Source organism: Pantoea sp. WEP (assembly GCF_041678305.1).
Taxonomy (GTDB): domain Bacteria; phylum Pseudomonadota; class Gammaproteobacteria; order Enterobacterales; family Enterobacteriaceae; genus Pantoea; species Pantoea dispersa.
This window is the reverse complement of sequence record NZ_JBGNXB010000001.1, coordinates 2,049,915-2,073,839: the sequence shown is the minus strand read 5'-3', so window position 1 is coordinate 2,073,839 and position 23,925 is coordinate 2,049,915. Positions and strand designations below refer to the sequence as shown.

The 23,925-nt window shown below is 58.3% G+C and carries 21 protein-coding genes; 4 read left to right on the top strand and 17 right to left on the bottom strand.

The window, feature by feature from the left end; all coding sequences use genetic code 11:
- Nucleotides 1-222: 222 nt before the first annotated feature.
- On the bottom strand, nt 223-1,104 hold the full coding sequence (gene rluF, locus ABVR31_RS09535) for a 23S rRNA pseudouridine(2604) synthase RluF (protein WP_021506014.1): 882 nt from the start codon (nt 1,102-1,104) through the stop codon (nt 223-225).
- Nucleotides 1,105-1,161: 57 nt separating this feature from the next.
- Complete coding sequence (locus tag ABVR31_RS09530; RefSeq protein ID WP_372772549.1) at nt 1,162-1,539, bottom strand: hypothetical protein; 378 nt, start codon at nt 1,537-1,539, stop codon at nt 1,162-1,164.
- Nucleotides 1,540-1,566: 27 nt separating this feature from the next.
- On the opposite strand from ABVR31_RS09530, the gene ABVR31_RS09525 reads away from it, so the two are divergent.
- The gene (locus ABVR31_RS09525; protein ID WP_372772547.1) at nt 1,567-2,001 is read left to right on the top strand and encodes an MmcQ/YjbR family DNA-binding protein; all 435 of its coding nucleotides are present in this window, start codon (nt 1,567-1,569) and stop codon (nt 1,999-2,001) included.
- Here ABVR31_RS09525 and ABVR31_RS09520 read toward each other — a convergent pair.
- From ABVR31_RS09520 to ABVR31_RS09470, 11 genes are all read right to left on the bottom strand, one after another.
- Entirely contained in the window at nt 1,985-2,929 is a 945-nt protein-coding gene (locus ABVR31_RS09520) for a metallophosphoesterase (protein WP_372772545.1), read from the bottom strand. The two genes, ABVR31_RS09525 and ABVR31_RS09520, sit on opposite strands and share 17 nt — an antisense overlap.
- A 12-nt stretch (nt 2,930-2,941) precedes the next feature.
- Complete coding sequence (locus tag ABVR31_RS09515; protein WP_059008856.1) at nt 2,942-3,760, bottom strand: carbohydrate ABC transporter permease; 819 nt, start codon at nt 3,758-3,760, stop codon at nt 2,942-2,944.
- A complete protein-coding gene (locus ABVR31_RS09510) occupies nt 3,757-4,668 on the bottom strand; it encodes a carbohydrate ABC transporter permease (RefSeq protein WP_371221067.1) in 912 nt (303 codons plus the stop codon). Before ABVR31_RS09510 ends, ABVR31_RS09515 begins: the two co-directional genes overlap by 4 nt.
- 10 nt (nt 4,669-4,678) lie before the next feature.
- The gene (locus ABVR31_RS09505) at nt 4,679-5,956 is read right to left on the bottom strand and encodes an ABC transporter substrate-binding protein (RefSeq protein ID WP_150058036.1); all 1,278 of its coding nucleotides are present in this window, start codon (nt 5,954-5,956) and stop codon (nt 4,679-4,681) included.
- 27 nt (nt 5,957-5,983) lie between these two features.
- Complete coding sequence (locus ABVR31_RS09500) at nt 5,984-7,087, bottom strand: ABC transporter ATP-binding protein (RefSeq protein ID WP_211726166.1); 1,104 nt, start codon at nt 7,085-7,087, stop codon at nt 5,984-5,986.
- 156 nt (nt 7,088-7,243) lie between these two features.
- Nucleotides 7,244-8,209, bottom strand: a complete 966-nt coding sequence (locus tag ABVR31_RS09495; protein ID WP_021506007.1) for a sugar-binding transcriptional regulator — start codon at nt 8,207-8,209, stop codon at nt 7,244-7,246.
- 108 nt (nt 8,210-8,317) lie between these two features.
- Nucleotides 8,318-9,175 carry a phosphogluconate dehydrogenase C-terminal domain-containing protein gene (locus ABVR31_RS09490; RefSeq protein ID WP_372772542.1) on the bottom strand — a complete coding sequence of 286 codons (858 nt, stop codon included), beginning with the start codon at nt 9,173-9,175 and terminating at the stop codon, nt 8,318-8,320.
- A complete protein-coding gene (locus ABVR31_RS09485) occupies nt 9,172-9,990 on the bottom strand; it encodes a sugar phosphate isomerase/epimerase (protein ID WP_058758582.1) in 819 nt (272 codons plus the stop codon). Before ABVR31_RS09485 ends, ABVR31_RS09490 begins: the two co-directional genes overlap by 4 nt.
- A complete protein-coding gene (locus ABVR31_RS09480) occupies nt 9,987-10,763 on the bottom strand; it encodes a triose-phosphate isomerase (protein ID WP_372772540.1) in 777 nt (258 codons plus the stop codon). Before ABVR31_RS09480 ends, ABVR31_RS09485 begins: the two co-directional genes overlap by 4 nt.
- Before the next feature lie 2 nt (nt 10,764-10,765).
- Nucleotides 10,766-12,511, bottom strand: a complete 1,746-nt coding sequence (locus tag ABVR31_RS09475) for a dihydroxyacetone kinase family protein (RefSeq protein ID WP_315657581.1) — start codon at nt 12,509-12,511, stop codon at nt 10,766-10,768.
- A 1-nt stretch (nt 12,512) separates the two neighbouring features.
- Nucleotides 12,513-13,847: an MFS transporter gene (locus tag ABVR31_RS09470; protein WP_288443001.1), complete on the bottom strand. Its 1,335-nt coding sequence runs from the start codon at nt 13,845-13,847 to the stop codon at nt 12,513-12,515.
- Nucleotides 13,848-14,280: 433 nt separating this feature from the next.
- Between ABVR31_RS09470 and ABVR31_RS09465 the strand changes: the two genes are divergently transcribed.
- Nucleotides 14,281-14,739 (top strand): RpiB/LacA/LacB family sugar-phosphate isomerase, encoded by a 459-nt coding sequence (locus tag ABVR31_RS09465; RefSeq protein ID WP_021506001.1) that lies wholly within the window; start codon nt 14,281-14,283, stop codon nt 14,737-14,739.
- 115 nt (nt 14,740-14,854) lie between these two features.
- On the opposite strand, the gene ABVR31_RS09460 is transcribed toward ABVR31_RS09465, so the two are convergent.
- The 3 genes from ABVR31_RS09460 to ABVR31_RS09450 all read right to left on the bottom strand — a co-directional run bounded on the left by ABVR31_RS09460 (nt 14,855) and on the right by ABVR31_RS09450 (nt 17,904).
- On the bottom strand, nt 14,855-15,559 hold the full coding sequence (locus ABVR31_RS09460) for a pirin family protein (protein WP_372772538.1): 705 nt from the start codon (nt 15,557-15,559) through the stop codon (nt 14,855-14,857).
- 80 nt (nt 15,560-15,639) lie between these two features.
- Nucleotides 15,640-16,317, bottom strand: a complete 678-nt coding sequence (locus ABVR31_RS09455) for a glutamate racemase (RefSeq protein WP_372772536.1) — start codon at nt 16,315-16,317, stop codon at nt 15,640-15,642.
- 165 nt (nt 16,318-16,482) lie between these two features.
- Nucleotides 16,483-17,904, bottom strand: a complete 1,422-nt coding sequence (locus tag ABVR31_RS09450) for a carbohydrate porin (RefSeq protein WP_372774012.1) — start codon at nt 17,902-17,904, stop codon at nt 16,483-16,485.
- 476 nt (nt 17,905-18,380) lie between these two features.
- Between ABVR31_RS09450 and ABVR31_RS09445 the strand changes: the two genes are divergently transcribed.
- Nucleotides 18,381-19,847: a catalase gene (locus ABVR31_RS09445; RefSeq protein WP_372772534.1), complete on the top strand. Its 1,467-nt coding sequence runs from the start codon at nt 18,381-18,383 to the stop codon at nt 19,845-19,847.
- A 59-nt stretch (nt 19,848-19,906) separates the two neighbouring features.
- Here ABVR31_RS09445 and ABVR31_RS09440 read toward each other — a convergent pair whose 3' ends face one another.
- The gene (locus ABVR31_RS09440; RefSeq protein WP_372772532.1) at nt 19,907-22,267 is read right to left on the bottom strand and encodes a membrane-bound PQQ-dependent dehydrogenase, glucose/quinate/shikimate family; all 2,361 of its coding nucleotides are present in this window, start codon (nt 22,265-22,267) and stop codon (nt 19,907-19,909) included.
- A 571-nt stretch (nt 22,268-22,838) separates the two neighbouring features.
- On the opposite strand from ABVR31_RS09440, the gene ABVR31_RS09435 reads away from it, so the two are divergent.
- Nucleotides 22,839-23,807 carry a GT-D fold domain-containing glycosyltransferase gene (locus tag ABVR31_RS09435; protein ID WP_315657593.1) on the top strand — a complete coding sequence of 323 codons (969 nt, stop codon included), beginning with the start codon at nt 22,839-22,841 and terminating at the stop codon, nt 23,805-23,807.
- The last annotated feature ends 118 nt before the right edge of the window (nt 23,808-23,925 follow it).

The window sequence follows — 23,925 nt, the reverse complement described above, 5'->3', positions numbered from 1 at the left end:
CGCCTGCTATTCGGCGTATAGCTGAAAATTATCACAGTCACTATTTATCCCTAATGCCATTTTCTCCTTTGGATATGCAGCGGATTTGCATATTGATTGCGTGAAAAAGCATGACCGGGCGCAGATATTCTGACGCCCGGTTATAAATAATAAAAACGTGGCTGGAATGAAGGCGTGCGGCGCTAAAGATACGTGATGGTCGCGGGCGCCGCGGGTGTGATTTTAACGCCCTTTTTTCTTGCGTCCCGGCTGGGTAAAGCGCTTGCGGTTAGCGCCCTGACCCGCTTTGTCACTCTGTTTCGGTGCGCTGACGGCCGGTTTTTTCGCGGCGGGCGTCGCCGCTTTTTTCTTCGCCTGTGCCTGCTGCGTTTTTTGATCTTCTGACGACGAATCTTCAATCAGCTTAAACAGGTCGATCAGTTCATCGTCCGTCAAATCGCGCCACTCACCGAGCGGGATACCTTTCAGGCTCACGTTCATGATCCGCGTGCGCTCCAGCTTCGTCACTTCATAGCCAAAGTGTTTGGCCATGCGGCGAATCTGCCGGTTCAGTCCCTGCACCAGGATAATACGAAATACAAAGGTCGACTCCCGCTTCACTTTGCATTTTTTCGTCACTGTGCCGAGCATCGGTACGCCCGCCGCCATACCGGCAATAAACTCGTCGGTGATCGGCTTATCCACCGTGACCACGTACTCTTTTTCGTGATTGTTACCGGCGCGCAGGATTTTATTCACCAGATCGCCGTGATTGGTGAGGAAAATCAGCCCCTGCGAGTCTTTATCCAGCCGGCCAATCGGGAACACGCGCTTGCTGTGATTGACGAAGTCACCAATGTTGTCACGCTCGCCCTCTTCCATGGTGGTGACAATGCCCACCGGCTTGTTGAGGGCGATTAATACCAGATCGTCTTCATTGCGCGGTTCAATCAGCCGCCCGTTGACTTTGACCTCATCCCCGGCGAACACCTGCGCACCGACGCTGGCGCGTTTGCCGTTAATGAAAACGTTGCCTTGTTCGATGTAACGATCGGCGTCACGGCGCGAGCAGATTCCGCTCTCGCTGATGTATTTATTCAGGCGCGTGGATGAGTTGGGCAGCATGGTTCCTCCGAAAAAAAACGGACTATACAGCATGTGCGCGCGTTGCGTAAGGCTGGGTTAAGCGTCCGGTGGCGGTTGTTCTTTGCGGTGTGATAGGGCGAAAAAGCGGTGCCGGGTGTCATAGCGATTTATGGCACATAAAAATCCCTCCTGTCGGTTAAAATAGCCCGCTAGCCCCTGATTAAACTCCGGGTATTGTGAACACCTCACCGTTAACCAGACATGAAAATGTACAACGTGAATCATCTTTTCGTCAGCCGGGAAATGAATGTGAAAAAGCTGCTGGCTTACGGTTTCCGCAAGGATGGGCAGGATTACGGCTACCGCTGTGATGTGATGAATAAACAGTTCACCCTGCAGGTAAACATCACCACCCAGGGTGACATTGCCGCCACCATTATCGATAAAGTCACAGGAGAAGATTACATTCTTCACCGTATTACTTCTGCCACCGGTGCCTTTGTGGGACAGGTTCGTGAAGAACATGACGCTATCTTGCTGGATATCGCAGAAAAATGTTTCCCGCAGAAGCATTTCAAAACAGCGCAGGCCGATGCGATTGTTCAGCACCTGAAACAGCAATATCAGAGTGAGCTGGAATTCTTATGGCCGCGCTTTCCTGAAAACGCCATCTTTCGCCGCAAAGATAATCAAAAGTGGTTCGGCGCGCTGTTGACGATTCACAGCAGCAAGCTGGGCCGACCGGATGATAGCCTGATTGAAATCGTCAATATTAAAGTCTCGCCGCAGGCCATCGCTTCGCTGGTCGATCGCGAGGTTTATTTCCCGGGCTACCATATGAACAAAAAGCATTGGGTTTCCCTGTGTCTGGATGGATCAGTCCCGACGGCCGAGGTTTTGTTGCGCATTGACAACAGTTTTAACCTGGCCGGCTAGACATCGGCGCGGCATCGTATACCTCTTCGCGGCTGATTTCGCCGCCCCATCCCCGCAGCCGCAACGTCTCGCCCGTCAGTTCCACCACCGCAAAGGGCACGCGCGACGGGCCATCCAGCATCCCCTGCAGGGTTATAAACACGGTATCCGCGCGGCGATGATAGCCGCCACGGTGATCGTGGCCGGCAAAACAGGCGCGCACGCCATAGCGGCAGAACAGTTCTGCCAGCTGCGCACCGTTGAGCAGACTGTGGCTGTAGCCCGGTGCCAGCGGATAATGCCCGAACACCACTACCTGCTGGCCGCAGGCGCGGGCCTCAATAAGCTGCGTTTCCAGCCATGCCAGCTGCGTCGCACCGACCGCGCCATTCCACGGCTGCGCCTGCGGTTGCTGGCGCGCCTGTAAATCAGCCAGCAGTGCGGCCGCGCGCTGGCGATCGTCGCCGTTGTGTTGATTGCAGTACAGGCTGATATCGTTGCCGTCGTAGACAATAAAGCGCCAGCCCGGCAGCTGAAAGGCATAGTAACTTTTTGGCAGCGGCAGCGCGTCATCGAGGTGATGCGCGATGGTCTGGGCGTCGTGATTCCCCAGCACCACGGCATGCGGATGGAGTAGCCGATCGTAGAGCGGCAGCAGCGTGGCATAGCTGTCCCAGTGGCGATCCACCAGATCGCCGAGCGTAACGACAAAATCCAGCGGCTGCTGATTGAGCGCGGTTATTGCCTGCGGCAGCTTATGCAGCGCATGACGATAGTAGAGATTCGCCGGGACATCCGCCTCAACGTCAGCATATTGCGGATCGGCCAGCAGCCCGAAGCGCAGCGTGCCGTCGAGCGGTGCCGCGCGTAAATCCGGTAACTGATACAGCTCAGCGACATCACCCAGCCGCTGGCGTTGCGCTGCGGTTAGCGCATGGGCATATCCCATCTCTGGCTCTCCTTAGCGAATACCGGCACGCATGAATGACTGAATAAACTGCCGCTGGAACAGCAAAAACAGCAGCAGCAACGGCAAGGTGGTCATCAGCGTTGCTGCCCCAATCAGCGCCCACTGCACGCCCTGCTCCGGCGCAGAAAACAGCTGCAGCCCGACGGTTAACGGACGCACCTGAACCGAGTCGGTGATCACCAGCGGCCAGAGAAAATCGTTCCAGTGGAAGCTGATCGATACCAGCGCGAACGCCACATAGATTGGCTTTGCCAGCGGAATGTAGATGTGGCGCAGAATGTAAAACCGGCTGGCCCCCTCAACGGTTGCCGCCTCTTCCAGCACCAGCGGAATGCTTTTGAACGTCTGCCGCAGCAGAAAGATGGCGAACGCCGAGGCAAAGTACGGCAGCGCAATGCCGGTCAGGGTATCGCGTAGCCCGAGCGCGCTGATGGTGCGGTAATTATTCAGAATCAGCACATCCGGGCTGATCATCAGCTGCAGCAGAATCAGCGCGAAGAGGAAACCGGAAAATTTCAGGCGGAACCGCACCAGGGCATAAGCGGCCAGCGTGGCCAGCACCAGCTGGACCACCACAATCATCAGCACCAGCAGCGTGGTATTGAGGAAGTAGCGGGCAAACGGTGCCGCGTGCCAGGCATTGATGAAGTTCGCCAGCGTCAGCGGTGCCAGCAGCGAAAAGTGCCCCTGTCCGGCGGCCGGATGAATGGCAATCCACAGTGCCACCAGCATCGGCAAGCTCCACAGCAGCGCGGCCAGCCAAATCAGCAGGTTGAGCGCAAAACCGCCCGGAGAGGATGCAGCTTTCATTGATAATGGGCTCGCTTATCCAGCAGATGAAATTTGATCAACGCAATCGATCCGAGGATCACCAGCAGCACTACCGTCATGGCCGACGCGGCTGGCATGTCCCAGAAACTGAACGCGGTACGATAGATATAAAACAGCAGCAGGCTACTGCTGTTGTTTGGGCCGCCATTGGTCATGGCAATCACCTGATCGACAATGCGGAAGGCGTTCATCGAGGCGTTGATCAGCACAAACAACGTGGTTGGCAGCAGCAGCGGCCACTGCACGCGACGGAAAAAGTAACCGCGCGATGCGCCTTCAATGGCGGCGGCTTCGCTGAGGCGCGGATCGATCTGCTGCAGCGCGGCGAGATAAAAGATCATGAAAAAGCCCGCCTCGCGCCATACCGAAACCGCCATCAGGCAGTACAGCGTGGTATCCGGCTCGCCGAGCCAGTTGACCGCCGGTAGCGAAAACCATGCCAGCAGGCTATTCAGGATGCCAAGCTGTGGCGTGTAGAAAAACAGCCACAGATTGGCGATGGCGATCATCGGCAGCAGCGACGGAATGAAGAAGGCCGCACGCACCAGCGCGTTGCCGCGCAGCCGACGATTGACCGCCAGCGCCATCAGCAGCGCCAGCGTCACCGCCAGCGGAATGGTGATCAGCGCATACAGCAGGTTATTCCACAGCGACTGCATAAAAATGTCGTCATCCAGCAGCGCGCGATAGTTATCCAGCCCGACAAAATGGGCCGGATGCGAAGCGCGCGCGGCGCTGAACAGGCTCTGCCACAGCGTGGCCAGCGCCGGGTAATGGGTAAACAGCAGCAGAAAGCTGAGCGCGGGCAGCAGCAGCAAATAGCCGCTGAGCTGCAATGACCACCCGCGCGGGCGCAACGTGGCGGCGCTGACAGAGAATGAGCTCATCACGCGGCCATCACTGATAGTTTTTCAGCAGGCGGTCAGCCTGTTTCTGCGCATCAGCCAGCGCCTGGGCCGGGGTTTTGCTCTGCGTCACCGCTGCTTCAATGGCGTGATTGAGCGCGTCCTGAATCTGCACGCTGTTGTAGGTCGAGAGCTCCGGCTGAGCATATTTCAGCTGCTCACGCGCCACCAGTGCCTGAGGCACCTGCTGCACATAGGCTTTCATTGCCGCTGTGTCCCACGCTGCCGGCGAGGTGGCAACATAGCCGGTAGCGATACTCCAGCGCGCGGCCTGTTCCGGTGCGGTGACCCAGCGGATGAAGCGCATCGCCGCCTGCTGCTGCGCCGGTGAAGCGCTTTTGAACACGTACAGGTTGCCGCCACCGGTCGGGCTGCCGCGCTGGGTTTTCTCCGGCAGCATGGCGACGCCAAACGGGAAGGTCGCGTTATCGTGCACGTTGGTCAGGTTACCGGTGGTAGTGACCATCATGGCCGTTTTACCACTGATAAAGTCCTGCGGCGTGGTGCCCCAGGCAATCGCACCCTTCGGCGAGACTTCCTCTTTCTGGCCGAGGTCGGTCAGCCACTGCAGGGTTTCCACGTTGCCCGGCGTGTTGAAATACACGGCGTTGCCCTTGCCGTTATCCAGCCGTCCGCCATTGGTGGCAGCCAGCCCCTGGAAATTCCAGTAGCCATTCGGCGTGGAAGGGATCTCAATGCCCCACTGGCTGACGCCGCTGGCCTGTTTCAGCGTCAGTTTTTTGCTGAATGCCACCACCTGCTGCCAGGTGGCGGGCGGCGTATTCGGATCGAGGCCGGCTTTCTCAAATGCCTGTTTGTTCCAGTACATCACCACGGTTGAGCGCTGAAAAGGCACGCCCCACACTTTGCCCTCAATGCGACGCAAAAAGGCCGGATAGAAGCTGTCGATCCACTGTTTGCCCTCTTCACCCGGGGCTAAATCGCTGGCGGCGACGATGGCACCGGCATCCATCAGCGACCAGGCTTCAATATCGCCCATTACCGCCAGCTGCGGTGCGTTACCGCCGCGAAACGCCGTCAGCGCTTTGGTCACGGTGGTGGCGTAATCGCCGGTGTAGACCGGCTGAATGCTGATCTCAGGGTGCTGTTTTTCAAAATCCGCCACCAGGGCTTCCACGGTGTGGCTGACTTTACCGCCGACCGCAATCGGATAGTACATCTGTAACTTCACCGGCTCAGCAGCAAACACCGACGCGGAGGCACACAGCATAACGACACAAGCCAGAGGCGAGAAACGGAGCGCAGACATGATTTTCCCTTGAATAAACGACAACGGTTAAACAGCGTATTTTTTCTCAGCCAGCAACATCGGGTGTTCAGCAGCGACACAGCGCTGGCCGCTGGTGGTGGAAAACAGGTATTGCCGGCTGGTGGACCACTGCAGGCCGACCAGGCTGTCATCCGTGAAGCGCTGCAGGCCGGGCACTTTGACGGTCAGTGATTCCGTGATGCCGGGCAACCGACAGACCAGCAGCGTATCCGCGCCCATGTATTCGTAGCTCACTACCCGCGCACTCAGCGCGGCCTGCTGCGGGGCGACCAGCTGGATATCCTCCGCGCGCAGGCCCAGACTCAGCGCCGTTTCGCCGGCATAGCTCAGCAGCGGTGTGTTGAGATGGCTGAGGTAGTGATGCGCGCCTTTGCTGTGCAGTGGCAGGATATTCATTGGCGGTGCGCCAATAAACTGCGCGGCAAAACAGCTCGCCGGCTGGTTGTAGAGCTGGTCTGGCGTGCCGTGCTGCTCAATGCGGCCATCGTTGAGCAGAATGATGTGATCGGCCATGCTCATCGCTTCGGTCTGATCGTGGGTGACGTATAACATGGTCAGCCCGAGCTGCTTTTGCAGCGCGCGGATTTCGCGCCGCATGCTCTGACGCAGTTTGGCATCCAGGTTGGATAATGGCTCATCCATCAGGCACAGCGTATTGTTGGCGATCACCGCCCTGCCCAGCGCCACGCGCTGCTGCTGCCCGCCGGAGAGCTGTGAAGGAAGGCGCGCCAGCAGCGGTTCCAGTTCAAGCAGTGCGCTGACCTGCGCCAGCCGGGCGGCAAACTGTTGCTTATCTTCACCGCGCGCCTTCAGGCCAAACAGCAGATTCTCCCGCACGCTCAGGTGAGGAAACAGCGCGTAAGACTGAAACACCATCGACAGCTTGCGCTGCGCCGGTGGCAGAGGCGTGACGTCGGTGTGATTGAAATAAATGCGGCCGCTGTCGGCCGTTTCCAGCCCGGCGAGGGTGCGCAACAGCGTCGATTTACCGCAGCCTGAAGGCCCCAGCAGTGCGACGAAACTGCCTTGCGCCACGTCGAAGCTGATATCCTGCAGCGCGATTTTATCGCCCCAGGTTTTGGTGATGTGTTGCAGCGAGAGATGGCTCATGCATCCGCAGTCCTGAAATCAGAATGGCGGTAAGCTAGCTGAGGCGGATGAAAGATTTATGGCGCTGACGTGACGGTTGGGTGATGGACAGCGACCTGCCGCAGAATCCCCCTCACCCGGCACGCCCGCAGGCCGCGCCGGGCAGGCGTTTATGCGTTACTGCGACATGCTCAGAATGGTGCGGATGTTCTGCGCCGTGGTGGCAATGATGTCGATAGCGCCGGTACGCAGCGCGCCGAGGATCGCCATGGCTTTGGTGTTTTCAGCGGCAATGGCAATCACGCAGGGAATTTTACGCAGCTCGTCGATACTCAGGCCAATTACCCGGTCGTTCATCACCGTATCCACGTGCTGGCCCTGAGCATTAAAAAAATCATAGCCGGCCACATCACCGGTCACGCCCTGATTGACGCTGGCATCAATGATCTCATGCGGTGTGAACCAGCCGAGCTTCACCATATAGCTGTTTTCGTTCATGTCGCCGATGCCCACCAGTGCCACATCCGCTTTGCGCGCGCGGTCGAGCGTCTCTTTGATGGTGCCGTTTTGCATGAAAGCGTCACGCAGCGCCCGGTTTTCGACGTAAGCCGGGGCGTACAGGGTTTCGCTGATGCCGCCAAACTTTTTGGCCAGCCGGCGACTGATGTGGTCCGCGTTGATGGCATCCCCCGGACGATGGGTGCCGCCGATGCCGCTGATAAACAGGCAGTTGCGCGTCGGCACCTGACCGGGATAATCGGCGACGGCCGCCACGTTGCGCCCCTGGCCCACGGCGACAATGGCGTTGTCTTTCAGCGACTGCGCGAGATGCGCCGACACCAGCGCCGCCACCTGACGCCGCTGCTCGTCGCTGTCTGGCGAATCGAGGGCAATCAGCGCGCGCTGCAGATGAGGAAAGCGCGTCTGCAACTGCTGTTCCAGCCGCGTACTGAACACCGGATGGTAGCGCACATTGATTTCGACGATGCCCTCTTCACGCGCGCGTTTCAGCAGTCGTCCCACCTTGATACGGGAAATCCCAAACTTACGCGCAATCTCCTCCTGGGTGATTTCGTCCTGATAGTAGGCGACGGCAATTTCCGTCAGCAGCTCGGAGTCCTGAGAAAGCGTGTTTTTTTCCATCCGTTACCTGTCTTGTATCGTCGTGCGGAGTGCTCAGCTGGGAGTTATATCATTGATGCGACTCGCTTCGCCAGCCAGCAACGCCGCGAGTCGCCGCGGCTGTCACGCTTAACGCTGAATGGCGTCAATTTTCAGCATGCGGGCAATAACCTTATCCAGCTCTTGCTGATCGAAGATCTGTTTCCAGTCCGGTTTGATGATCTTCTCGCGGCCATACTCCATGGCGATCATGCAGGCATCCGAGAACGGGTTGGTGGCGCGGAAAGCGACCGCCAGCGCAATCTGAATATGGCCGTACAGCATGGCCTTCGCTGCCTCTTCCGGGACGCCGCTGTGTTTTACCGTTTCATCCAGCGCCTCTTTCATGAAGGCACCGACCATGCAGGCGACGGTTTCGACCAGCGTCGGTTCCAGATACGCCAGTTGCGTCACCGTGACCCAGTGCACCTGATCAACCGGGCCGTACATCACGCTAATCACCTTACTCAGCTCTGCCTTCTGCTCAGCGCTGCCGCTTTCCCAGGCTGCCGCGACGTGCTGAACGGCAGCGACGCCACCAAACGCATCGGCGTGCTCCTCTTTGGTGTAGCGGGCCAGAAATACCGACGGATGGCACGGGTGCGCGACCGCGTATTCGATGTCGTCACGCTGGGCGATCAGGTTGGCGTAGGCCGCGGCCGGATCGAGCGTCAGCAGCACCGCACCGCTTTGCATCTGTGGCACCACGCTTTGCGAGACTTTGCCCAGTACGATATCCGGCACGGCGAGGATCACCACGTCACTCAGCAGCACCACCGACGCGGCATCCGACAGCTCGCGTCCCTGTGCAGTCACCTGCTGCTGCGCCTGCGGTGAATTCTCGCAGTAAAACACCTGATAAGCGCTGTGCTGCAAATTAGCGGAAATACGCATGCCCATTTTGCCGCCTGCGCCGATCACGGTGATGGTTTTCAATGCCTTGCTCATGTTAACGACTCCTGATCTTGTTTACTGCGTAGGAATTCAACGGCGCGGCGAGTCCATTCGGCTTCCCGCGCGCAGGTCTGCGCGGCATCGTCCTGCCACGGCAACCAGTGTTCGATGATTTGGTTGATGTCGCGATCGACCGGCCGCACGCTGGCGATCAGCCGGTCATAATCCAGCTTCCCTTCGCCCATCGGACAGCCGGCCAGGGTAAAACCGACCCAGCCGGCACGGCGGGTAAAGGCGAAATCTTTGATGTGCAGATTGCCGACGCGCGCAGCGGTATTGGCGATCACCTGCTCCTGCAGTTCCAGTCCGGCGACGCAGTTGGCCGGATCGAGACAGACACACAGCCACGGCGAGAGAAAGCGGTTGATCACCGACATCATCGCCGCGCTGCTGACCTGCTCGTAGGTTTCCAGGCACAGCCGCACCTGCTGGCGGGCAAAATCCGGCAGCACGGCAGCAATCAGATTGGCCGCTTCATCCAGCGATGGCCGGTGATCGGCGGTGTTGAACATTGAGCGCACCACGCGCGCGTCGAGAATGGCGGCGATGTGCAGATAGCGGCGCAGGTGTGCGCTGCCGAGACCGCGCGTACCCAGCTCCAGCGTGATGCCAAGCGCATCCGCCTGCTGACGCAGCGCCAGCAGCTGTTCATCTGACCACTGCTCAATCGCCGGGTAGTCGCAAATCTGAAATACCGACACGTCGAGATCGGCGGTGTGCTGCAGCATCTGCGCCAGCGTGAGCGGCTGTGGCACCTGGGGCGACATGCGCCAGAAAAACGCGTAGGTGCTGAGTCCGATGCGGCTCATGACGGCAGCTCCTCAGCCAGCGCACTGGCTTCCTGCACGATTTGCGCCAGCGCCTGCGGATCATGGGCAAAGCGGCCGAGGAACAGGCCGTTGACGTTGCCGCCGAGGCGCTGAATCAGGCCCGGCCCGGCGCTGCCGCCGTAAATCACCCGCAGCGTGATGCCGTCTGGCGTTGTCAGCTGCTGTAGCCCGCTGCACACCGCGCGGATGTAGCTGTCCGGCGCCGGCTGCGGCGCACCGATGGCCCACTGCGGTTCGTAAGCAAACAACACCTCACCGCTGAGCGCATGTTGCGCGGCCTCCGCCAGCGCCTCCCGCAGCTGCTGCTGGCACAGCGCAATCGCCTGCTCAGGCGTGCCCTGCTGCGGTTCACCGATGCACAGCACCGGGGTCAGGCGATAACGCAACGCCATCGCCACTTTGGCGGCAATCTGCGTTTTATCTTCATGAAAATGGCGACGGCGTTCGGCGTGACCGATCTCTGCCAGTGAGCACCCCAGCTCCTGCAGCATGCTGGCGCTGACCTCTCCGGTCCAGGCGCCGTTCTCCGCCTGACACACGTCCTGCGCGCCGACGCGCACCGGCGTGCCGGCAAAAATCTCTGTTACCGCCGGGATGGCCGGATAAGCGGGCAGCACAAACAGCCCGACATCACCGCGCTGCACTGCCGGATGCTGCGCCAGCGTCGCAACTTCGCGACACCACGCCAGCGTTTGCTGGTAGCCGAAATACATTTTCAGGCTGACGCCAAGCCAGATTTTAGGCTGAGCCATAATTACGCTCCCTGTTCAGATGCACTGTGTTCTTTTAACAGATTGCCAACGGTGTTGACGATCATCGCCAGTGAAACCGCACCGGCGTCCGGCGTGCCAACGCTTTTTTCTGCCAGCGGCCGTGCACGCCCCACTTTCGGTACCAGCTGTGCGGTGGCCTGCGCGGCCTGCTCCGCCACCGCTGCCGCACGTAACCAGGCTTCGGTGAGTGATGCGCCCTGCGCGACCGCAGCGCTCAGCGTGTCGCTAAACGGAACCAGCACGTCAACCATGGTTTTATCACCGACGCGCGCTTTGCCGAAGTGCATAATGCCCTCTTTGGCATCCCGGACGCCGGCAGCGACGCGTGGTGCATCCGCTGCCGCGCTGTCGCCCAGCGCGGTGCCGAGCGCGGTCAGTGCCACGCCCCACAGGGCTCCGGACGTGCCGCCCGCTTTATCCGCCCAGGCATCGGCGGCGCGACACAGCAGACTGCCAGCGCCGGCGCCACGCGCGGCCACCTCACGCGCCTTTTCCACTGCGCCGAGTATGCCGCGCTCCATACCAATGCCGTGATCGCCGTCGCCCGCTACCGCATCAATGTCGCCCAGCTGGCCGGCATGACGCTGAATCATCACCGCCACTGCTTCCAGCAGTTCAAGAACGCGCCGGGCGCTGTGTTGTGATGCGGTGCTGGCCTGAGGTAACGTCTCTTCACGGATCTCTTCGCACTCGGCCGCGCTGAGCGGTTCGGCAATCAGGACGCTGCCTTTGCGGTAGGCCGGCGTATTGGCCGGCGCGCGCCACAGCGTTTCCAGTTCATCATCGAGCCACATCAGCGTCAGCGAGACGCCCGCCATGTTAAAACTGGTGACAAATTCGCCGACATCCGGCTCCACCACCTGCAACTGCGCCGCCGACAGCAGCTGGGCGATGCGGCGATATACCACAAACAGCTCTTCATACTTGACTGAACCGAGACCATTGAGGATTACCGCCACGCGCTGTCCCGCCACCTGCGCCACATCCGCTGGCCGCTCACTCAGCAGCCGGTCGACAAAGATTTCTGCCAGCTCGTCGGCGCGCGGCACCGCTGTTTCGCTGATGCCCGGCTCACCGTGGATGCCCAGCCCGAGCGCCATGCGCCCTTTCTCTACCTCAAACAGCGGATGCGAAGCGCCCGGCAGCGTACAGCCGGAAAATGCCACGCCAAAGGTGCGGGTGCGATCGTTGGCGTGCTGCGCTTTTTTCAGCACCGTAGCCAGATCGTCACCCGCTTCTGCCGCGGCCGCCGCCACTTTAAACACACACAGATCGCCAGCGACGCCGCGTCGCTTCAGACGCTCATCGTGGCTGGCGCTGGACACATCATCCGTTACCGCCAGCACCTCACAGGCAATACCTTCAGCGCGCAGCCGCTCGCACGCCTGACCAAAATGCAGCACGTCACCGGCATAGTTTCCAAACAGCAACAGCACACCCGCGCCGTTATGCGCCGCGCGCGCGACGTTATAGATTTGCTGCGCCGACGGCGAAGCGAACAGGTTGCCCATTGCCGCCCCGTGCGCCAGGCCCTGGCCGACCAATCCGGCAAAGGCGGGATAGTGACCGGAACCGCCACCGACAATCACCGCCACGGTATCCGGCTGGCTGCGCGTGCTGCGCACCACGCCACCGCTCACCTGGCGTACTTTATCGGCGTTGGCGGCCACAAAGCCTTCGATCAGTTCCGCGGCAAACGCGGATGGCTGGTTAAACAGGTACGTCATGTTATTGCTCCTGTACAAATGAGGCTGGCAGAGGCTGCGCGCGACGGCGATTGAGGAACAGCATCAATACAGCGGAGAGCAGCATAAAACCGCCGACCACGAACATCGGTAACACATAACTGTGAGTGGCATCATGCAGTGCGCCGGTGATGTAACCGGCGGAGAAACCCGCCACGTTGCCCAGGGTGTTAATCAGCGCAATCGCCGCCGCGGCCGATGCGCCGGTCAGGAACTGCGTTGGCAGCGTCCAGAAATTGGGTAACGCGGCGAAGATGGCGCTGGCCGTTACGGCGATCACCAGGATGGTGGTAAACGGTGAATCCATGTACAGCGCCAGCGGTACGCTGACGCCGCCCGCGACCGCAGGAATCGCGATGTGCCAGGTTTTACAGCCACGCCGCGCGGCATCCCGCGACCAGAAAAACATCACGACGGCGGCGATCAGGTACGGCACGCCGGTGATCAGCCCTTTCTGCATCACGTTGAAGGTGGTGCCAAACTGCTGCTGGAAGCCGGCGATAATGGTCGGCAGGAAGAACGCCAGCGCGTACAGGCCGTAAATAAAGCCGAAGTAGATCAGGCACAGCATCCACACGCGGCTGTTGCCCATCACCGAACGCACGCTGTGCGGGTGCTGGCCCTGCTTGTGCTGATGTTCCGCTTCCAGTTCGGCTATCAACCAGTTTTTCTCGTCGTCATTCAGCCACTTCGCCTGACGCGGCGAGTCCACCAGCCAGAACAGCGCCACAATCCCGATGAGGATCGCCGGCAGCGATACGCCCATAAACATTACGCGCCAGCCCTCCAGGCCAAACAGCCCGTGCTGCTCAATCAGCGAGGCAGCCAGCGGTGCGCCAAATACCACCGTCAGCGGTTGTGCCAGGTAGAACAGCGAGAGAATTTTGCTGCGGTGGCGCGCCGGCACCCACAGGCTGAGATAAAGGATGGCGCCCGGGAAGAAACCGGCCTCGGCAATCCCCAGCAGCAGGCGCAGCGTGTACAGCCCTTCGACACTGCTGACCCAGGTAAACAGCAGCGAGACGATGCCCCAGCTGATCATGATGCGCGCCAGCCAGCGCCGCGCGCCGAACTTATGCAGCGCCAGGTTGCTGGGCACTTCCAGCAGGATGTAACCAATAAAGAAGATGCCGGAGGCGAGACCAAACTGCAGCGCACTGAGGCCGAGGTCCTGCGTCATGCCGTTTGGGCCGGCAAAGGAAATGGCGGTGCGATCGAGGAAGTTGATAAAGAACATCAGCGCCACAAACGGTACCAGGCGCCAGGAGATTTTGCGGATTGCGGTCTGCTCAGCCGCGCTGACAGCAGAGTGATTCATAACGCACCTCCGAAACGTGCGCAGTGAGACGGTGTTGGCCAGGCGCAAAACCGGCGCTGGCGACAGACAAAATGCGAGGTAAGAAGCAAATGACACATGTTCGAGTCCTCAATGGGTCTTCTTGTACATGGATAGGGTCATGCGAACAAATGAACACTACACGGATATTTGCTCGCACCTCAAGCGCAGTTGGCGAAAGTGTGACAGTGCGCATGAGATTTGTTTTCGGTGGTATTTTCAGGATTTTTCGCAGCAGAGCGGCGCTGCGCGATCGTTCCATCAGGATGTGTGTGAGATTTTGCGTGGTCGATCGCTAAATCATATGAACATGTATTGAACATATGTTTGTTTTTGTGGCAGGCTGTCAGTGAACATCTAATCACCTGACGAACATATGTGCAGGTGTCAGACCCTGTGTTACTGGAGAGACGTGATGAAAACTATCGCTATTGGTGCCGATGATGCGGCTATCGACCTGAAAAACATTATTAAAAAGCTGCTGGAAGAGCAGGATTATCAGGTAACTGATTACAGTAACGACGCGCAAAATGACCGCCCGATGTATCCGGACGTGGCGTTTGCGCTGGCGACGGCGGTGCAGCAAAAGCAGTTTGAGCGCGGCATTTTGCTGTGTGGCACCGGCATTGGCGTCGCGATTGTTGCCAATAAAGTGGAAGGCGTGCGCGCCGCGCAGTGTCATGACACCTTCTCCGCCGAGCGAGCGCGCAAAAGTAACAATGCGCAAATCATGACCATGGGCTCACGCGTAATCGGACCGGAGCTGGCGAAAAACATCGTTAACGCCTGGCTGGCATCCGAGTTTGAAGGTGGCGGTTCGACCGCCAAAGTGGAGAAGATCGGTTACTACGAACAGGTGTCACACGCGAAATAATGGGTCATCGGGCGCTGAGTTAAAAGCCGGCAGCGCCTGAGTGGGTGACATCGCCAGCGGCACGCTGACACGACTGGCCACTTTGGTGCGTGCCAGCCGTGTCATACCCGGTGTTTTAACTGCCGCTTAGCGTACCGCTGAGCACTGCAGGCGCATCCTGCTGCACCAGAAAGGCGACCAGCAGGGCGTCGCGTTCACCGTGGATAGCCGGCAAGGCAGCGCTATCGCTTACCGCATCGCCCTTTTGCAGTCGCACATCCCCGGTGCGTGCAATACCCTCCAGCACCGTGACCCAGCTGGCATAACCCGGCAAATGCGGCACCTCGATCTGTGCTCCACGATCCAGCCTGACGTCATAGATGTAAACGGCCTGACGCAGCGTCAGCGGCGCCTCACTGTGCTGCGGACCGGCCAGCAGCGTCCACTGGTTGAGCGCCGCCCCTTCTGCCCGGTACACGCTCTGCACCTGCCCTTCACCGCCGCCGGTTGCCGGGCGGATGTACGCCTGCAGCATTTCGCTTTCAATCAGCGGTGCTGACTCTTCATGACGTACCCCACTGCCCGCGTTCACCAGCAGTGCGCGTTTGCCGTTGAGGGCGAGAGTCTCTCCCTCCTCGCGCCGGTACTGCACCGAGCCGCGCCAGACATAGCTGAAAATCTCATCATCCTGATGGCGGCGCATCGGTACCATCGCGCCGGGCTTCAGCGTCATCTGGTCGACAATTGCCAGCGCGCCCAGTGGTTCTCCCGGACGCTGCCGGCGAATGGTAAAGGGACCGTATTCAAACAGCTGGTCGCGCTGCGCTTTAATCACATTCATCAGTAGCTTCCTCAAAAATCAGATTCTGATGACCATCATAAAGGCTGCAAAATTGCGTAACAGTAGGGCTTTTTGTTGGCTTAAATCAGTGGTTTTGAATGACCTTCGTCCGCGCCTTTAGCCTGCTGCAGTACGAAACTGAGCGCCAGGTGCGGGCTGGTAAGTGGCCGCTGTGGCGCAGGAAAACGCGATGCGGCGCCGGCCATTGACACCTGCGCTAACGCCACCTGAACCGCGCCCTGCTGCTGTCCCTGAGCGACGGCATCGGCGATCAGCGTGTAATAGTCGTCCAGCCGGCCAGCTTTGAATGCGCCCCAGGCATCAGGGATAAGCCTGACTTGCGGACGCTGGTCAGGTGCCAGATTCTCCGGGCAAAACAGCTGGCGCGTACTGTGCAGCGTAGACTCCGCGGCACACAGCACCAGCGCGGGTGCGCCACGGCGATGCACTTCGTCCGCCAGCATACGGTCAGTGCGATAAACCGCACAGCGCTGTTGTGCATCGCGCAGGCTGTCTGCGGCGGCACCTAAGGTAGAGCAGGTAATCAGTATCGCGTCGAACCACGGCGTCAGGCTAAGTAACAGCTGCTCCAGACGCTGCTGCTGGGCCGGCGTCATGCCACCGCTGAGCTCTGCTTCTGCCAGCAGATGTGGCATCACCAGATGGCTGATTTGCTGAGGCGGAATGCCGAGCGACTGTGCGGCGTCATCAAAAATAGCAATATTACTGGCGGCGGTATGCAGGCAGGCAATGGTCACAACGATTCCTTATCGCTTCAGGTTCAGTACGTTGCACTATAGCCGCAATCGGTGACGGAATGCAGCTTTACCGCTCCTGGCAGGCTTCTCCGGATGCGGTGCGAGGCCGTTTCAACGCCTCGCACCGTGCAATCTTCCTTCAGCCGGTCAGCGCGAAGTGCGATCTCAGAACCACACTTCTGCCTGTACGCCAAAGTTCCAGCTACCGCCAGCGGTAAAGCCGGCGCTGCCGAAATCATCGTTCAGCGCATAGTTGTCCAGCGCTTTAGACCAGTTCATCCAGGTCGCGAACAGGCGAATCTCCGGTCGCACCAGCATGTCGTTGATGTTGCCGACTTTAAATGTTGGCGCAAAGGTCAGTTTATACACATCGCCCTTCACCGCGTTGTACGTCGCGATGCTGCCGCCATCCTGATAGCTGCGGCCATTGGGTTTGAGGTCCATATACAGCCACGACGCTTCATACTGCAGCGCAAAGTTTTCCGTAATCGCCTGGGAGGCGCGCAGGTTGATGGTTGCCCAGTCATAGCGATCGCCTTTGCGGTAGCGATCCTCGCTGTGCTGCGCCAGCAGCGACGGGGCCACTGACCAGCGATCGCTCAATGGCATCACGCCAAAAGTGGCCAGTCGCAGCGCGCTGGCGTTGCGCGTTAAGTCGCCGTCGCCACCGATCTGCCGGGTTTCTGCGCCCAGGCCTTTCCCCCACTGAATGGCGTGAGTGCTGCTGCCCGGTGCCAGTCCGTAGAAGCGGTTATTATCGTGCCAGGCCAGCATGGTAAACACGCCGTGCTTTGCCGTATCGTCACTGCGCAGCGCATAGCTGCCGGTGGTCGATGCGCGCCCTTTCAGCTCGTCGTTGCCGTTTGCGCTCATGCCGGTCAGCATCCACTGCCAGTTACCGTAAAACTGGTTCGAGGTCAGCAACAGGTTTTGCACGTTGTTATCGTCGTAGCGGCTGCTGCCCAGGTCGCCAAAACTGCGGCCATAAATGGAGAAATCGCTGCGCCATTGCTCGTTCCATTGCAGGTTGCTGATGCCGCCGCCGGTGCCGCCAAGAAAGACGATATCGGTATCGGTGAAGTGCAGATCAAAATTGTCGCCGTCAAAGCGTTTACCTGCCCACAGCGAGGCATGCCGGGCAGCACCGCTGAAGCTGGGGAAATCCCCCATTTCGACATACACCTGGCGGATATTCAGATTATTGTCTTTATTCTGCACCCACGGGTCCGGACTGGATGAGCCATCTGCCAGCAGCGCTTTGAAATTGGCCCACGAACCATTACTGAACCGGGTTTGATTATGAAAGCCCAGCTCGATGTAGTGATCTTTTTCATTACCTAACCGGCCAATATGCGCATCACCGCCGATCGAACTGGCAGGCGAAATAGCAGGTCCGGCACGTCCGCCGCGCCCTTTATCATTAATCAGCAGGCCGGAACGGGCGTAGCCGGAAAAACGGAACGTGTTGGTTGTTCCGGCGCTCGCCTCCTTTTGCTGCTGCTCATCGCGCGCGATTTTCTCTTCCAGCTGGGCCAGACGCTGCTCCAGCGTTAATGACTGTGCCGCTGCACTGCCACCCACCATCATCCCCGCGATAGCCAGCGCCAGGCGCGCGGTTTTAGCCTTATGCATCACCATATTTATCTCTCTTATTATGTCCATTCATTAATTACAACGGGATTGCCTTTGACGCAGCGAGAGCATAAATAAGCGGATTGCGGTTCTTTTTGATCAATATCATTAAATTAAAAAGTTATATTTTACATGAAGTTATAAGATGATTGATTAATTCGAGGTCTGTTTTTACTTATATGGAAAAATCCTTTGCGACCTGTCTTAAAAGACGGGCGAATTAATTTTTCTTTTCCGATCCCATTCGCAGAATGGCGCTTTTTCCGGCACGGAAAATCTGCTTAGCCAGCAGCAGAAATAAAAACAAATTTGCGAGCTGTACCGCATCGCTTAATGCGGCAACCAGATGAGACGGCGCAATTATTCGGGCAAGCCTGCGCCTCGCTGCTACGCTTAGTGGTTGGATTATCCTTACAAAAGCTGGAGATATTATGAGCAATGACGATCGCAAGCCGACCACCACGGATGCTGGCATTCCGGTAGCCAGCGACGAACATTCTTTGTCCGTCGGTCCTGACGGCCCGCTGATGCTGCACGATCACTACCTGATTGAGCAGATGGCTAACTTCAACCGCGAACGTATTCCAGAGCGTCAGCCGCACGCCAAAGGCAGCGGTGCATTTGGCTATTTTCAGGTGACAGAAGATGTCAGCCGCTACACCAAAGCGGCGGTATTTCAGCCCGGCACCAAAACCGATGTGGTGATGCGCTTCTCCACCGTGGCCGGCGAGCGTGGCAGCCCGGACACCTGGCGCGATCCGCGCGGCTTCGCGATCAAGTTTTACACCAGCGAAGGCAACTACGACATGGTGGGCAATAACACGCCGGTGTTCTTTATCCGTGACCCGATGAAGTTCCAGCACTTTATCCGCTCGCAGAAGCGCCGTGCCGACAACAATCTGCGTGATAACGATATGCAGTGGGATTTCTGGACGCTGTCGCCAGAGTCGGCGCACCAGGTGACCTGGCTGATGGGCGACCGCGGCATTCCGAAAAGCTGGCGCCACATGAACGGTTACTCCAGCCACACCTATATGTGGGTTAACGCCGCCGGGGAAAAATTTTGGGTTAAATACCACTTCAAAACCGATCAGGGTGTGGAGTTCCTGACGCAGGATAACGCCGATCTGCTGGCCGGCCAGGACGGCGATTACCATACGCGCGATCTGTTTACCGCCATCAAAAATGGTGATTTCCCCAGCTGGACGCTGTACATGCAGATCATGCCGTTTGCCGAGGCGGAAACCTACCGCTTCAACCCGTTTGATCTGACTAAGGTCTGGCCACACAGCGATTATCCGCTGATTAAAGTCGGCAAACTGATGCTGAACCGCAACCCGACCGACAACCACGCGCAGATTGAACAGGCGGCGTTTGAACCAAACAACCTGGTGCCCGGCATCGGCCTGAGTCCGGATAAAATGCTAATTGGCCGGGTGTTTGCCTATGCCGATGCCCACCGCGCCCGTCTTGGCGTTAACTACAAGCAGATTCCGGTCAACGCCCCGCAGGCACCGGTGCACAGCTACAGCAAGGATGGCGCGATGCGCATCAATCCGGTCAGCGATCCGGTCTACGCGCCGAATTCGAAAGGCGGTCCGGTGGCGGACGGCGAGCGCTACCCGACGGATTCCACCTGGGAAGCGCACGGCAACATGGTGCGCGCGCCCTACACGCTGCGTCAGGATGATGATGACTTTGGCCAGGCCAATACGCTGGTCAATAAAGTGCTGGATGAGGCGGCACGTGATCGTCTGGTGAATAACGTCAGCGGTCATCTGCTCAACGGCGTGGAGGAGCCGGTGCTGTCGCGCGCGTTTGAGTACTGGCGCAACATCGATCAGACGATTGGCGATCGCATTGCCCAGCGGGTGCAAACCGAGCGCGCCAGGCGTTAATGAGCTGATTTATAAAAATAGAAAAGGCGCCCGCGGGCGCCTTTTTTGCATCGACAGGATTATTTCAGACGGAACGCCACCACGCTGTCGCCGGCTTTGGTGCCGAGCGAACCGTGACCGCCTGCGGCAATCACCACGTACTGCTTACCGTCGCTGCCCATGTAAGTGGATGGCGTCGCCTGCGCGCCGGCGCTAAGCTCCTGCTGCCACAGCAGTTCGCCGGTGGTGCTGTCATAGGCACGAATGAAGTTGTCTGCGGTCGCACCGTGGAACACCAGATCGCCGGCCGTCAGCAGTGGCCCGCCGTGCGCCACCATGCCCATCGGGAAGCCAATCGGGAAGCGACCCGGCAGGAAGCTGGTTTTCAGGTTTTTCGTGGTGCCAACGCGACGCAGCCATTCGGTTTTGCCGGTTTTCAAATCCACGCCGACCATGCGGCCCCACGGCGGTGCAATGCATGGAATGCCGAGACCGGAGGCCAGCTGCTGGATGTGGATGGCGTAATCACCGTGGAAGTTTTCGTTCCAGTAAGGCTGGCCATCTTTGGTGAACAGGCGCTCCGTCGCCGTGGCGGGCGTACGCTTGATCAGGTTGTATTTGTAGGCGAGGCGCACCGGTGCGGCAATCAGCATCTGACGCTGCGGATCAACCGCCACCGATCCCCAGTTGAACACCCCGATATTGCCCGGGAACACCAGCGAGCCGCCTTCTGTGGCTGGCGTCCACGGATTGCCGTCATAGCGCAGGCTGCGGAAATCCATACGGCAGGCCATTTGATCAAACGGTGTGATGCCCCACATTGACTTCTCAGTCAGCGGCTGCGGAATAAAGTTCAGGCTGGATACCGGCTGGGTGGCGGCGAATTTCTCGCCCGGCACGCCGCCTTCCGTCGAAACCTTCACGTCGTTAACCGGATAAACCGGCTGGCCGGTCAGGCGATTGAGCACAAACAGGTTGCCGGTTTTGGTCGGCAGGATCACTACTGGCTGTTTCTGGCCCTGATAATTGATATCGACCAGCGATGGCTGTGACGGGTTATCGCGGTCCCACAGATCGTGATGGGAGCTCTGATAGCGCCATTTGAACGCCCCGGTCTGCAGATCGAGCGCCACTAACGCATCACGAAATTTTTCAGTGTTGCTACTGGCATCACGCTCGATGCCCAGTTCATCCGGCGAGGCGTTGCCAAACGGCACGTACACCAGGCTGTTTTTCAGGTCGGCGCTCAGCGTACCCCAGGCCACCGGCGTATCCTGCGGATAGGTCTGGCCAGCAGCTATCGGCGCGGTATTCTGCGGATTAGCCGGATCAAAGTTCCACACCAGACGACCACTCTGCACATCATAGGCGCGAATCACGCCAGAGGGGTTACCGCTGTTGAAGCCGTTGTCCATTACCGAGCCACCGACAATCACCAGATTGCCCGCGACCAGCGGCGCGGCGGTCTGCATCAGCGCGTGTGGACGAACCTCACCCATATTGGCATGCAGATCCACCACACCGTTGTTGCCAAAATCGGCGCACGGTTTACCGCTGTCGGCATCCAGCGCAATCAGGCGGGCATCGGTGGTGGCGTTAAAGATGCGCTTGCGGCACATCGCCGGCGTCGCCGCCGTGTCCTGTGCGGCAATCGGTGCGTCCGCATAATAGCTGACGCCACGGCAGGTCTGATGCTGCTGCAGATAAGAACGATCTTTCGCCGGCGTGTATTTCCACTTCACCGCACCACTCTGCGGATCGAGCGCGTGGACCTCATTGTGCGGCGTACAGAAATAGAGCATGCCGTTGGCTTTCAGCGGCGTGGCTTCGAAGGTGTATTCGGTGGCGTCGTTATCCTGACGCAGATCGCCGGTGTGATAGGTCCAGGCCACTTCGAGATTGCGCACGTTCTCTTTGGTGATCTGATTCAGGGCGGAGAAACGCAGGCCGTCGGCGGTGCCGCCGTAGGCGGTCCAGTCAGCGTTCGCGCCCTGCTCGCTGTTTTGTTCACGCGCATTGGTGATGGTGCCGGCCTGCGGCAGCGGATCGTAAAAGCACAATCCAATCACCAGTACAATCATGATCGCCACCGTGCTGCCGAGCAGGCAGTGGAAGCGACGCTGTCCCTGATACAGCGGTTTGACCACCCACGGCATCGCCAGCCACAGGCCGATTACGCCAAACAGATCGCCGCGCGGGATCCACTGCCACTTGTCGAAGCCGACTTCCCAGATCATCCATGCCAGCGTGATCCACATCAGCACCGCATACAGGCTCAGCGCGCTGCGCTGATTGCGGAACAGTAAAATGGCGGTGATCAGTAATCCCACCGCCATCAATGCGTAAAATGCGCTGCCGCCCATCATCAGCAGCTTGCCGCCCATATAGAGCAGCGCAACACCCAGAATCGCCAGCACGAGACTGGTCAGTTTGTTTATCATGCGAATCCCTCAACGCTCATCATTATTAACCACCCCAAACTAAAGACACATAAACTCAACAAAATCTTAACTTACGTAACCGTCAGTTAAAAATCTGCCTGGCGGCGTGTCGTTAGTGCCGCTTATCAATGTAGCTCTGCTCCTTCATGCTGCGCCCCGCTTCGCTCGTAGTGTGAGTGAAATCACGTTTCAATTTTGTTGGAGGAAATTAATCAATCATCAGGAAAATCCGCATTTTTTGATAACGCAGCGTGCGATATGACTAAGGGCGCGACAGGCGTGCTGCCGGGCAGCCTGCAATTTGTCGGCGCATGTATTTCTGGTGAAATTATTTAATTGATTAGTGGCGTACAAATGCGATTTGTCCTGGTCATGTCAGAACCTGATGCTAAAAAAGCAGGCAACGCTGCGCTTTGCCCTAAAAATAGCGTCTTTCCGGCACGGTGACATTGATAAATGAAATAGCGTATTTATTATTTTGAGAGTTTCCTTAGCCTGTCTGCCAAATTAATCGGTGATATACATTATCTGACTGCTCTGCGGCAAAGCCGCTTATAAAAAGAAGGTTATTATGATCAGCGCAGACGCTTTTTATCGCAAATTACGTTTTCCATTTAAACTCACACATGCTGCCATTAAATTTCCCGTGGCCAATGCGCACGCCCGGCAATATCAGGTCCTGTCAGCAGAACAGACCATCGATCTGCTGCTCAGCGATGACCGGCTCTCAGTGTGCCGCTATGGGGATGGGGAACTGGAAATGACGCTATTTAAGAATATTGGCTTTCAGTCTTTTGATGAACGCCTTTCCATTCGCCTGAAAGAGATCATGCGCCGTGGCACGCAGAGCGATAATCGCTGTCTGCTGTGTATGCCTGATGCCTTTCGCGGCACCGGGAATATGCGTTTTGGCTCAGCGCTTTTCTGGTTTTTTCATAAAGCGTTTTTCTTTCGCCACTATGAGCATTTATTAAAGAAAGGCTATCGCTATGGTAATACGTCGGTAACGCGACCTTATCATGATTATAAAGATAAACAGCCGGCGGCACGTATTTTTGCTAAATTTAAACAGCTGTTTCACGATAAAAAAATTCTGATTGTTGAGGGTAGCGGCACGCGCCTTGGTCTCGGTAACGATCTGCTCGAAGGTGCCCGGCAGATCCGGCGCATTACCACCCTCAACCGTAACGCGTTTTCGGTTTATAACGAGCTATACAGTAATGTGCTGGCGCACGCGCGCGAGTTCGACATGGTATTGATCTCTCTTGGCCCGACGGCAACCGTGCTGGCTTACGACCTCAGTCAGCACGGCATTCGCTGCATCGATACCGGCCATATCGATATTGAGTACGAGTGGATGCGCAGCGCGGCACGCACTAAGGTGCAGGTCGCGGGGAAAAATGTGAATGAGGTCGGTTTATTACAGAGTGACGAACAGCATGAAGCGGATGCGCATTACCGCAGCCAGATTCTGCTGCACGTTGGCTTAGGTCAGGAGCCACTGCGCAGTGCCGCGGTGGTCACGCAGCCGGTAGTGTGATGCAGCGCACCGTAACCGATCGTGCCGGCGATCGGTTTGGTGCAGTACGCTCAGATAGCGGGTATTTATTAGCCAGCGCGATGGTTCTGACTGCGGCGGCGCGGGCACTATGCCATGG